General features: G+C 62.1%; 9 protein-coding genes, 5 tRNA genes and 1 pseudogene. 4 read left to right on the top strand and 11 right to left on the bottom strand.

Annotated elements, in window-relative coordinates:
• The coding region (locus PHW99_RS10730) for a methylmalonyl-CoA mutase family protein (protein ID WP_300176881.1) at positions 1–2,599 on the bottom strand (2,599 nt) is incomplete at its 3' end.
• Positions 2,600–2,815: 216 nt separating this feature from the next.
• Between PHW99_RS10730 and PHW99_RS10735 the strand changes: the two are divergent.
• From PHW99_RS10735 to PHW99_RS10745, 3 genes and pseudogenes are all read left to right on the top strand, one after another.
• Positions 2,816–3,496: pseudogene (locus tag PHW99_RS10735) on the top strand (MBL fold metallo-hydrolase); the annotation flags it as partial.
• Between the two features lie 27 nt (positions 3,497–3,523).
• On the top strand, positions 3,524–3,928 hold the full coding sequence (locus PHW99_RS10740; protein WP_366913354.1) for a rhodanese-like domain-containing protein: 405 nt from the start codon (positions 3,524–3,526) through the stop codon (positions 3,926–3,928).
• Between the two features lie 42 nt (positions 3,929–3,970).
• A complete protein-coding gene (locus PHW99_RS10745) occupies positions 3,971–4,750 on the top strand; it encodes a type III pantothenate kinase (RefSeq protein ID WP_300176884.1) in 780 nt (259 codons plus the stop codon).
• 42 nt (positions 4,751–4,792) lie between these two features.
• On the opposite strand, the gene PHW99_RS10750 is transcribed toward PHW99_RS10745, so the two are convergent.
• A complete protein-coding gene (locus PHW99_RS10750) occupies positions 4,793–5,989 on the bottom strand; it encodes a M20 aminoacylase family protein (RefSeq protein ID WP_300176887.1) in 1,197 nt (398 codons plus the stop codon).
• A gap of 137 nt (positions 5,990–6,126) precedes the next feature.
• Here PHW99_RS10750 and PHW99_RS10755 point away from each other — a divergent pair, with 137 nt between their 5' ends.
• Positions 6,127–8,223 carry a molybdopterin oxidoreductase family protein gene (locus tag PHW99_RS10755; protein ID WP_300176890.1) on the top strand — a complete coding sequence of 699 codons (2,097 nt, stop codon included), beginning with the start codon at positions 6,127–6,129 and terminating at the stop codon, positions 8,221–8,223.
• A 48-nt stretch (positions 8,224–8,271) separates the two neighbouring features.
• On the opposite strand, the gene PHW99_RS10760 is transcribed toward PHW99_RS10755, so the two are convergent.
• The 9 genes from PHW99_RS10760 to PHW99_RS10800 all read right to left on the bottom strand — a co-directional run.
• Entirely contained in the window at positions 8,272–8,877 is a 606-nt protein-coding gene (locus tag PHW99_RS10760; RefSeq protein ID WP_300176893.1) for an exosortase H-associated membrane protein, read from the bottom strand.
• The gene (xrtH, locus tag PHW99_RS10765; protein WP_300176896.1) at positions 8,861–9,376 is read right to left on the bottom strand and encodes an exosortase H; all 516 of its coding nucleotides are present in this window, start codon (positions 9,374–9,376) and stop codon (positions 8,861–8,863) included. Before xrtH ends, PHW99_RS10760 begins: the two co-directional genes overlap by 17 nt.
• Positions 9,377–9,416: 40 nt before the next feature.
• Positions 9,417–9,491: transfer RNA gene (locus tag PHW99_RS10770), tRNA-Thr, on the bottom strand.
• Positions 9,492–9,495: 4 nt separating this feature from the next.
• A tRNA-Gly gene (locus PHW99_RS10775) sits at positions 9,496–9,571 on the bottom strand.
• A gap of 11 nt (positions 9,572–9,582) precedes the next feature.
• Positions 9,583–9,659: transfer RNA gene (locus tag PHW99_RS10780), tRNA-Asp, on the bottom strand.
• A 15-nt stretch (positions 9,660–9,674) separates the two neighbouring features.
• Positions 9,675–9,750 (bottom strand) — tRNA-Asn (locus PHW99_RS10785).
• A 134-nt stretch (positions 9,751–9,884) separates the two neighbouring features.
• Positions 9,885–9,960, bottom strand: a tRNA-Phe gene (locus PHW99_RS10790).
• A 56-nt stretch (positions 9,961–10,016) separates the two neighbouring features.
• Complete coding sequence (locus tag PHW99_RS10795; RefSeq protein WP_300176899.1) at positions 10,017–10,697, bottom strand: response regulator; 681 nt, start codon at positions 10,695–10,697, stop codon at positions 10,017–10,019.
• Positions 10,698–10,736: 39 nt separating this feature from the next.
• Positions 10,737–11,467 (bottom strand): ATP-binding protein (locus tag PHW99_RS10800; protein WP_300176902.1); only part of this gene is annotated, 731 nt, incomplete at its 5' end.

An 11,467-nucleotide genomic window follows, 5' to 3' on the forward strand; every position in this document is an offset into this window, starting at 1 on the left:
ATTTTTCTTTCATCGCCACGGCCCAGATGCGCCGGGCCACGCGGCCCATAACGGTGTACTCCGGGTCCATGCCGTTGCTGAAGAAGAAGGAGAGATTCGGCGCAAAGTCGTCAATGTGCATGCCGCGCGCCAGATAGGCTTCGACAAAGGTGAAACCGTTGCTCAGCGTGAAGGCCAGTTGGCTGATCGGGTTGGCACCGGCTTCAGCAATGTGGTAGCCGCTGATACTCACACTGTAGAAGTTGCGCACGTTGTGGTGCACAAAGTAGCTGGCGATGTCGCCCATCACCTTCAAGGAAAACTCGGTGGAAAACAGGCAGGTGTTCTGGCCCTGATCTTCTTTCAGGATGTCGGCCTGTACCGTGCCACGCACATTGGAAAGCACCCATTCACGGATTTTTTGCGCCTCGGTGTCGGTGGGTTCACGGCCATTGTCCTGGGCAAATTTTTCCAGGTTCTGGTCGATGGCGGCGTTCATGAACATGGCCAGAATGCTGGGCGCGGGCCCATTGATGGTCATGCTGACGCTGGTGGTGGGACTGCACAAGTCAAAGCCGTCGTAGAGCACTTTCAGGTCGTCAATGGTGGCAATCGAAACGCCCGAGTTGCCTACCTTGCCGTAGATGTCGGGGCGCGGATCGGGGTCGTTGCCATAGAGGGTGACCGAGTCAAACGCGGTGCTTAGCCGCTTGGCGGGCATGCCGGAGCTGAGCAGCTTGAAGCGTTTGTTGGTTCTGAACGGGTCACCTTCGCCGGCGAACATGCGGGTGGGGTCTTCGTTTTCACGCTTGAAGGCAAAGGTGCCGGCGGTGTAGGGGTAGCTGCCAGGCACGTTGTCAAGCATCAGCCATTTCAAAATTTCGCCGTGATCTTCATATTGCGGCAAGCAGACCTTGCGGATGGTGGTGCCCGACAGCGTTTGGGTGGTGAGCTGGGTGCAGATTTCCTTGTCGCGGATTTTGACGACGTACATGTCACCCGCATAGGCCTGTTGCATGGCGGGCCACTGGGCCAGCAGCTTGGCGGCGGCCGGGTCTTGCTGCTCGCGGCGCTCTTCGGCCAGCTTGAGCACCGTGCCGTAGGCGCCGGGCTTGGCGCTGCCGTCTTTGCCGGGGTCAGCGGCCAGCAGCATGCGGGCGGACTCGGTGAGTTGCTGGATTTCACGCGCTAATCTGGCCTGCTGGCGAGCGCGGGCCTTGTAGCCACGCACGGTATCACTGATCTCGGCCAGGTAGCGGCTGCGCGCTGCGGGCAGCACCGGGGTTTGGTTGGTGCTGTGGCGCACCGTCACCTGGGGCAGGCGGCCCGGCGTCACCGGCAGGCCCAGCTCTGCCAGCCGGGGTTTGAGGGCCTGGTACAGGGCGGTCACACCATCGTCGTTGAAGCGTGCGGCCATGGTGCCAAACACCGGCATCTGCTCCGGCGGCACGCCAAAGGCCTCGCGGTTGCGCTGGACTTGTTTGGCGACATCACGCAGGGCATCGGATGCGCCCTTGCGGTCAAACTTGTTGATGGCGACAAACTCGGCAAAATCGAGCATGTCGATTTTTTCGAGCTGGCTGGCCGCGCCGAATTCGGGCGTCATCACATACATGGGCACGTCCACCAGCGGCACGATGGCGGCGTCGCCCTGGCCAATGCCCGAGGTCTCGACCACAATCAAGTCAAACCCGGCGACCTTGCAGGCGGCAATCACATCAGGCAGGGCAGCGCTGATCTCGCTGCCGAAGTCGCGCGTGGCCAGGCTGCGCATGAAGACACGCGGCCCGTTTTGCCACGACCCAATGGCGTTCATGCGGATGCGGTCACCCAGCAGGGCGCCGCCGCTCTTGCGCCTTGAGGGGTCAATGCTGACCACCGCCACGCGCAGGGCATCACCTTGATCCAGCCGCAGGCGGCGGATCAGCTCGTCGGTCAGGCTGGATTTGCCGGCGCCGCCAGTGCCGGTGATGCCCACCACAGGTATCTTTTTTGTAGCAGCCTGCGCCCGCAACGTCTGGGCTAGAGCATCAAAAGATGCTGCAGTATTGGGGTTTTCGCTGGCTTGCTCGAGCGCCGTGATGAGTTGCGCCAGCGCGCGCCAGCTCATCTCGGAATGGCCCTGGATGGCGTCGATGGTGGCAGGGGCATAGCCGGTGATGTCCTGGTCACAGCGCTGGACCATCTCACCAATCATGCCCGCCAGCCCCATGCGCTGGCCGTCTTCCGGGCTGTAGATGCGCGCCACGCCATAGGCTTGCAGCTCGGCAATTTCGCTGGGCACGATCACACCACCGCCGCCGCCAAACACCTGGATGTGGGCGCCGCCGCGGGCCTTGAGCAGATCGACCATGTACTTGAAATACTCCACATGCCCGCCCTGGTAGGAGCTGATGGCAATGCCCTGCGCGTCTTCCTGCAGGGCGGCAGTGACCACCTCGTCCACACTGCGGTTGTGGCCCAGGTGGATCACCTCGGCGCCCATGCTTTGCAAAATCCGGCGCATGATGTTGATGGCGGCGTCATGGCCGTCAAACAGGCTGGCGGCGGTGACAAAACGCACTTTGTTCACCGGACGGTACTCGGCCAGTGCTTTGGCATCAGCGGACAAATCGGACATGGAAGTCTCCTGGAATAATGGTTGTAGCCAGCGTTGATCAGAACAAAACCAGCTGACTTGACGTTGACGTAAACGTCAATCTTAGCCGCTTTCGCGGCCAGCCGTCGATCAGGCGGCCCCGCCCCCGGAGATCGGCTTTCACGCTATATTCGCGCCCAGGTATCCGGCACCGCCGGTTATCGCCCCTGCCCTTGGCCTTACACCACCACCCGAGCCATGAACCCGATCCAGCTTTTTGACACCGCCACCGCCACCTACACCTATGTGTTGTTTGATCCGGACAGCCGTGACGCCCTGATCATCGACCCGGTGGACACCCAGATCGAGCGCGACCTGCAGGTGCTGCGCGAATATGGGCTGAAACTGCTGTGGGCGCTGGAAACCCATGCCCACGCCGACCACATCACCAGCGCCGGGCAGCTGGCTGAACTGGCCGGCGCCCAAACCGTGGCGCCAGCGGGCTGCGGCATCAGCACCGCCGCCGTGCAGCTCAACGACGGCGACGTGCTGAATTTCGGCGCCGAGCAGATTCGCGCCCTGCACACCCCAGGACATACCGCCGGCAGCATGAGTTTTGTCTGGCGCCAGCATGTGTTCACCGGCGACACCCTGCTGATCAACGGCTGCGGCCGCACCGACTTCCAGTCGGGCAGCGCCAGCGCCATGTACCACAGCCTGACCGAGGTGCTGTTCAGGCTGCCCGACGACACCACGGTCTGGCCCGGCCATGACTACCAGGGCCGGACCCACTCCACCATCGGCCAGGAAAAAGCCGGCAACGCACGCGTGGCTGGCAAGACCCTGGCCGAGTTCATCACCCTCATGGACGCGCTCAAGCTGCCACGCCCCAAGCGTATGGACGAGGCGGTGCCGGCCAACCTGCATTCCGGCCTGCGGCACGACACCCCGCTGGCCCACACCTTGGTGGAGCGCCATGCCGACGGCTACGCCGGCGATATCACCGGTGCACTGGCGCTGCAATGGTGGCAGGCCGGCGAGGCGGTGCTGGTGGACGTGCGTACCGATGCCGAACGTGAATGGGTCGGTTTTGTTCCGGGCGCCGTGCCGGTGGCCTGGAAACAGTGGCCCGGCATGGCCATGAACCCGGACTTTGACACCGCGCTGAAAGCTGCGGTGCCCGCCGGCAAAAAGGTGCTGCTGCTGTGCCGCAGTGGTGTGCGCTCGGTGGCAGCAGCCAAACGCGCCACCGAGCTGGGGCTGCAGGCCTACAACATTCTGCAAGGGTTTGAAGGTGACCCCGACGAACAGGCCCACCGCAACCGGCGCGGCGGCTGGCGCTTCAACGGCCTGCCGTGGCGACAGGGCTGACACATTTTGTTACAGGGCGCCGAATGTGCCGATAATGCCGCCATGACTTTCCTGGCCATCGACGTTGGAAACACGCGCCTGAAGTGGGCGTTGCATGCGGCACCCCACCGCGACGCGGCCGTGCTGGCGCATGGGGTGGAGTTCCTGGAAAACATCGAGAAACTCGCCGAGGGTGACTGGGCCGGCCTGCCGTCACCCCAGTACATGCTGGGTTGTGTGGTAGCAGGAGATGCCGTCAAGCGCCGGGTGGAAGAACAGATGGAGCTGTGGGATGTCCACCCCCAATGGGTGGTGGCCAGCCCGAGCGAAGCCGGTGTGGTCAACGGCTACGACTACCCGGCCCGCCTGGGCGCGGACCGCTGGGTGGCGATGATCGGCGCCTGGCACCGTGGCCTGTCCCAGGGGCCGGCGCGACCCATGGTGGTGGTGATGGTGGGCACCGCCGTGACGGTGGACGCCATCGACGCCAGTGGCCGCTTTCTGGGCGGGCTGATCCTGCCCGGCCACGGCATCATGCTGCGGGCACTGGAGTCGGGCACCGCCGGGCTGCATGTGCCCACCGGCAATGTGTGCGAATTTCCCACCAACACCAGTGACGCGCTGACCAGCGGCGGCACCTACGCGATTGCCGGCGCGGTGGAGCGCATGGTGCAGCATGTGCGCCAGCGCTGCGGCGCCGAGCCCCACTGCATGATGGCCGGCGGCGCCGGTTGGAAGATGGCACCCAGCATGTCGCTGTCGGTCGAGCTGGTGGACAACCTAGTGTTTGACGGCCTGCTGGAAATGGCCGCACGCAGGTTTGCAAGCAAAATCACCCTCTAGCCCGGATAAACAAAGCGCCTTAAGCTATTTAATCGATAGCATTCAGACGATTTCAGGGGACAACCACTGCTCAGCCAGCCGCACCCAGTAGGTGGCGCCCAGCGGCAACAGGGCGTCGTTGAAGTCGTAACTGGGGTTATGCAGCATGCATGGCCCGCCGCCATGGCCGATCTCGCGGTGCGCGCCATCGCCATTGGAGATGAAGGCGTAACAGCCCGGCTTGGCCTGCAGCATGAAGGAGAAGTCCTCCGCGCCCATGGTGGGCTCCTGCACCTGCACACCGCTTTCACCCACGATGCTGGCCATCACCCGGCGGCAGAACTCGGCCTCGCGCGCGCTGTTGATGGTGGGCGGGTAATTGCGCTTGAACTCAAAGTCAGCCCGCATGTCGAAGGCCGCGCAGAGCTGCTCGGTCATCGCTTGCATGCGCTGTTCGATCAAATCGAGCACCTCCAGCGAGAAGGTACGCACCGTGCCTTGCAGCTCGCAGCTGTTGGGAATCACATTGGTGGCTTCGCCGGTGTGGATCATGGTGACCGAGATCACGCCGGCGTCGATCGGTTTTTTGTTGCGGCTGATGATGGTCTGGAAGCCCTGCACCAGCTGGCAGGCCACCGGTACCGGGTCGAGCGCGTTGTGCGGCAAGGCGGCATGCCCGCCCTTGCCGTGGATGGTGATCTTGAATTCATTGCTCGAAGCCATCACCGGCCCGGCGCTGGCGGCAAACTTGCCGACTTCGGCGCCCGGCCAGTTGTGCAGGCCAAACACGGCGTCCATCGGAAACTGTTCAAACAGGCCGTCCTTGATCATCTCGCGGGCGCCGCCGCCGCCCTCTTCGGCCGGCTGAAAAATCAGGTAGACCGTGCCGTCAAAGTGCCGGTGGGTGCTGAGATACTGGGCGGCTGCCAGCAGCATGGCGGTGTGGCCATCGTGACCGCAGGCGTGCATCTTGCCAGCCGTCTGGCTGGCGTGGGCGAAGGTGTTGGCCTCTTGCATCGGCAGCGCGTCCATGTCGGCGCGCAAACCAATCGCCCGGCTGGATTGGCCCTGTTTGACGATCCCCACCACCCCGGTGGTGCCCAGTCCGCGATGTACGGGAATGCCCCATTCGGTCAGCTTGGCCGCCACCACGTCGGCGGTACGCACCTCCTGAAAACACAGCTCGGGGTGGGCATGGATGTCACGGCGCAGGGCGGCGATCGTGGGACTTTGCTGGGCGATGGCTTCGATCAATTTCATAACAATGGCGCAGGCAAGGTAGTGGCTGGTAGCCAAGCATTATGAAGCCAAGGCGATAACCCCGCTGGAGTCGCGGCAGTGGTTTCTCAAAGCGGGATATGCTTGCCGAATCATTTTCAGCCGTTTGAAAACCCACCATGCCCCACTGCAAGCCTCGCCCTGACGCCACCACCACCCAGCAAATTGTGGGCGCCTGCCCGCATGATTGCCCGGACACCTGTTCCTTGTTGACCACCGTGGACAACGGTGTGGCCGTGCGGGTGCAGGGCAATCCGGCGCACCCCCATACCGACGGCGCGCTGTGCACCAAGGTGTCACGCTACGCCGAGCGCAGCTACCACCCCGAGCGCATTCTGCAGCCCTTGAAACGTGTCGGCCCCAAAGGGAGCGGGCAGTTTGAGCCGGTGAGCTGGCGTGCGGCCCTGAGCGACATTGCCGCACGGCTGCAAGCCATTGCCACACGCGACCCGCAGGCCATCCTGCCCTACAGTTATGCCGGCACCATGGGCTTGGTGCAGGGCGAAAGCATCGCGGCGCGGTTCTTTCACAAGCTGGGGGCTTCACAGCTGGAGCGCACCATCTGCGCCGCCGCTGGCGGTGAGGCGCTGGTGCAGACACTGGGCGGCAAGCTGGGCATGCGCCTGGAGTTTTTTGCCGAAGCCAAACTGATCCTGATCTGGGGCAGCAATTCGATTGCCAGCAACCTGCACTTCTGGCGTTATGCCAACCAGGCCAAGCGTCAGGGCGCCAAGCTGATCTGCATTGACCCGCGCAGAAGCGAGACCGCCGACAAGTGCCACGAACACCTTGCCCTGCTGCCCGGCACCGATGGGGCGCTGGCGCTGGCACTGATGCATGAGCTGATCCGCAACGACTGGCTCGACCATGACTACCTGACACGCCACACCCTGGGCTGGGAACAGCTGCGCGAGCGGGCGCTGTCGTGGAGTCCGGAGCGGGCCGCGCAGGTCTGCGGTATCGAAGCGGCGCAAATCCGTGCCCTGGCGCGCGACTATGGCGCTTGCGTGGCCTCGGGTGAGCCTTCAGCCATCCGCATGAACTATGGCCTGCAGCGGGTGCATGGCGGCGGCAACGCCGTACGCCTGATTGCCAGCCTGCCGGCACTGACTGGCGCCTGGCGCCAGCGTGCCGGGGGCATGCTGCTGTCAAGCTCGGGCGCGTTCCCAGTGCAGCGCCATGCGCTGCAGCGCCCCGACCTGCTGGCCGGGCGTACACCACGCAGCATCAACATGAGCACCATTGGCAACGATCTGCTGCGCCCGGCCAGCGCCGAATTTGGCCCGGCCATCGAAGCGCTGATGGTTTACAACAGCAACCCGGTGGCGGTGGCGCCCGAGTCGGGCAAGGTGGTGCAGGGTTTTGCCCGCGAAGACCTGTTCACCGTGGTGCTGGAGCACTTTCAGACCGACACTGCCGACTATGCCGATTACATCCTGCCGGCCACCACCCAACTGGAGCACTGGGACGTGCACAGCAGCTATGGCCACACCGATGTGCTGTTGAACCGCCCGGCGGTCACGCCGCTGGGGCAAACCAAGCCCAACACACAGATTTTTCGGGAACTGGCGGCCCAGATGGGTTTTGACGACCCCTGTTTTGCCGACGACGACGAGGCTCTGTGCCGCATGGCTTATGGGGATGCGGTGGATTTCGACACCCTGCTGGCGCAAGGTTTTGCCACACTGGTCACACCAGAGGCGCCATTTGCGCAGGGGGGGTTCCCCACGCCCTCGGGGCGCTGCGAGTTTTTCAGTCAGCGCCTGGCTGATCGCGGGCTGGACGGCCTGCCCGACTACGTGCCCAACCATGAGGCCGCGGGCAGCACCAGCCTTTACCCGCTGGCGATGATTTCGCCACCTGCGCGCAATTTTTTGAATTCGAGTTTTGTCAACGTCAAAAGCCTGCGTGACATCGAGGGTGAACCGCTGCTGGAGATGCACCCGCAGGATGCCGCTGCACGCCAACTGCCGGACGGCGCCACGGTGCGGGTGTTCAATGCGCGTGGCGAGCACCACTGCCGCGTCCATATCAGCCACCGCGCCCGCCCCGGGGTGGTCCATGGCCTGGGGATCTGGTGGCGCAAACTGGGCATGGATGGCACCAATGTCAATCAGCTCACCAGCCAGCGGCTCACCGACCTGGGCCATGGCCCGACGTTTTATGACTGTCTGGTTGAAGTCCAGGGCGTGGCCGCGCCGCACCACGCCGAATGACCGGCAACGCATCAGGGTCAGCCAGTACCACCACAACGGGCACGGGTTTTACTTCGGCAGCGAGCCTTCCAGGGACCCCTCCACCGCGACGGTGATCACGAATCCTCTTTCCAGGTACAGCCACATCAACATGGGAACCAGGGTGGGCCAGAGCAGAAAGCCCAGCTGGTAACCCAGTCCAATCAGGTTGGTATCCCATTCGGTGAAGTAGGTGGTGGTTCGGGTATAGGGCCCGGATTGCACGGCAACCTGGACCAGCCAGGCGAAACACACCCCCCATGCCTGAAAAGGCAGCAGGCCAATGGCACACACCGGCATCTTCCACCACAGACCTTTGGCACGGGCTGCCAGAAACAAGGCCAATAACAAGGGCAGGCCGTAGCAGAAAGTCAGTACGCTGACCTCGGGGGTCAGATCGGTCAGTCGGCCTGAGGCATGCGGCACGGCCAGCCGGGTGATCAAGGTCTGGGTGATGCCCACCAGCTCGCTGCCCGAGACCCACCCTGGAAAGAAGAAACGCATGAAGGTCTCTGCCAGCCAGGCCACGGGCATCACCACATAGTGGCGCGCCCAGTACCATAAGGTCAGGGCAGGAATCAAATACAGCAGCGCACGGGCAAAAAAGCCACCAATCACACTACTGGGCTGGCGCATGGACCACCTCTGCACGGGCTTCCCGGCGCGCAACCTGCCGCACCCACAGCAGCCAGACCACCAGCACATCCAGCATGATCAGGGCTTGCCACAAATACAGATGGGCGAATTCGAACATGGTCGTGCTGTATTCCACCAGATAAAACAGGGTGACCACACGCAAGACATTCACGATCTGGATCGCCAGAAAACCCAAGATGATGCCGAGCAGACGCATGAACCAAGAGGCCGGGTAGGCCAGCACAGCCGCGATCAGGATCAGACTGGCCTCAATACCGTTGCAGCCGGCCTCGATGGACACACCCATCCCGGTATTGGCATGCTGCAATACCTTGCCGTATGACATGACCGAGCTGTCAAACAGGCTGACCACCGCGGCACTGGTTGTTGCCAGCAGACTGGTCCAGGGCAGGACAATGGCGTTTTGGACAGGGTGCGTCAATTCCGCGGTAAACAGCACCACCAGAACAGCCAGGAAGACAAGTACAAACCGGATCATGGTGAATTTCCTCTTGATCAATCATACAGATCATCGGATTTGGTGCCCATTCCGGGAATCGGACCCGGGACCTCTCCCTTACCAAGGGAGTGCTCTGCCACTGAGCCAAATGGGCCATCTGGAGCGGGAAAAGAGTCTCGAACTCTCGACCTCAACCTTGGCAAGGTTGCGCTCTACCAACTGAGCTATTCCCGCATTGATCATCCTGGCGGAGTGGACGGGGCTCGAACCCGCGACCCCCGGCGTGACAGGCCGGTATTCTGACCAACTGAACTACCACTCCACGGCATCAGAACCTTGGCTCCTCGACCTGGGCTCGAACCAGGGACCTACGGATTAACAGTCCGGCGCTCTACCAACTGAGCTATCGAGGAACAAATTTGTTAACTGATTCATTTGGCAGCTGTCATTCAGCCTGTCAACAGGTCAAAAGCCGTCTGCCAATTGTCTGAACCCGCTTCAAAGAAAAAGCCCACCATTTTTGATAGCGGGCTTTCCTTTGCTAGCTTGGTGGCCTGGGGCGGAATCGAACCACCGACACAAGGATTTTCAATCCTCTGCTCTACCGACTGAGCTACCGGGCCTAAGCCGCATAGTATAGCAGCCTATCACCAGGATTCTCGCTCCCATCACCGGTTTTTCAATTCCGCTTGCCACGCGACAAATCAACACCCAACTGTTTGAGCTTGCGGTACAGATGCGTGCGCTCCAACCCGGTTTTTTCAGCCACACGTGTCATGGAGCCATTTTCCTTGGCCAGATGAAACTCGAAATAAGCCTTCTCATACTCATCCCGGCCTTCACGCAAGGGTTTGTCCAACATGAAACTCTGGTTGGCATGCGGTCCGTTGTCAGCTGGCACGGCAACAATATGGTCGGGCACATCGCCCGTATGCGTGGCGTGATCAGCATGCGGCAACACGCCCCCCAGAGGCGGTGCTGCCAGCTTGCGCAAGGACCCCCGTGTCAACCCCTGCTCCACGGCCTTGAGCAGCTTTTGCATGGTGATGGGTTTTTCCAGAAAAGCCAGGGCGCCAATACGGGTGGCTTCAACCGCTGTGTCAATGGTGGCATGACCACTCATCATGATGACCGGCATGGTGAGGACGCCGGTGGCTGACCACTCCTTGAGCAGGGTCACACCGTCGGTATCTGGCATCCAGATGTCAAGCAACACCAGGTCGGGACGCTCACGCAGGCGCGCAGCGCGCGCCTGCGCCGCGTTTTCGGCAACCTCAACCGTGTGACCTTCGTCATTGAGGATTTCACACAACAGATCACGAATGCCGAGTTCGTCATCCACCACCAAAATGTTCGCCATATCGCCTTGGTCCCTTGGAGTTGTCCGCGCTTTGAATGCCTAGACTGACTGTGTGATCGCCGCGCGGTCTACGTTGAATGATAACGACACTTGTGCGCCGGCCGGTTGCCCGTCCACCAGACGATTGGCAATGTCCACACGCGTGCCATGTTCGTCTGCAATTTTCTTGACCACCGCCAGGCCCAGGCCGGTGCCTTTGTCCTTGGTGGTGACATAGGGTTCAAACGCACGTTTGAGGATGTGATCCGGGAAACCTGTTCCACAGTCCAGCACACTCATGCGTACCCGCTGTGAAGCAGGCAGCCATTGTGTTTTCAGGATCACCGGGTGCTGCTCATCGGCACGTCCGGCGCTCACGGTGGCGTCTTGCGCATTTTGCAACAGATTGTGCAGCACCTGGCGCAACTGCTCGGCATCACCCAGCACGCAAGGGCAAGCCGGGTCGAGTTCGGACACGATGCGGGCCTGGGCAGTGTCATGGGCATACAGATTCAGCACATCCTGCACCAGTGCGTTGAGGTCCACGGGTTTGAGTTCTGCTGCGGGCAACCGGGCGTAGTCTCGAAATTCGTTGACCAGTCGCTTCATGGCATCCACCTGGTCAACAATGGTTTTCACCGATTTTTTCAACAGCGCCTGCTCTGGAGCCGCCACCTTGGGCGTGAGTTTCATCTCCAGTCGCTCGGCCGAGAGCTGGATCGGTGTCAGCGGGTTCTTGATTTCGTGGGCCAGCCGCCGTGCCACTTCGCCCCAGGCCTGGGCCCGCTGGG

The organism is Rhodoferax sp., from assembly GCF_028689305.1.
Lineage (GTDB): Bacteria > Pseudomonadota > Gammaproteobacteria > Burkholderiales > Burkholderiaceae_C > Rhodoferax.

Bases quoted from the DNA above. Each gene is read 5' to 3' on its own strand.
- PHW99_RS10745 (WP_300176884.1), top strand. From the start codon at position 3,971: ATGACTTTCCTGGCCATCGACGTTGGAAACACGCGCCTGAAGTGGGCG.
- PHW99_RS10750 (WP_300176887.1), bottom strand. From the start codon at position 5,989: ATGAAATTGATCGAAGCCATCGCCCAGCAAAGTCCCACGATCGCCGCC.
- PHW99_RS10755 (WP_300176890.1), top strand. From the start codon at position 6,127: ATGCCCCACTGCAAGCCTCGCCCTGACGCCACCACCACCCAGCAAATT.
- PHW99_RS10760 (WP_300176893.1), bottom strand. From the start codon at position 8,877: ATGCGCCAGCCCAGTAGTGTGATTGGTGGCTTTTTTGCCCGTGCGCTG.
- xrtH (WP_300176896.1), bottom strand. From the start codon at position 9,376: ATGATCCGGTTTGTACTTGTCTTCCTGGCTGTTCTGGTGGTGCTGTTT.
- PHW99_RS10795 (WP_300176899.1), bottom strand. From the start codon at position 10,697: ATGGCGAACATTTTGGTGGTGGATGACGAACTCGGCATTCGTGATCTG.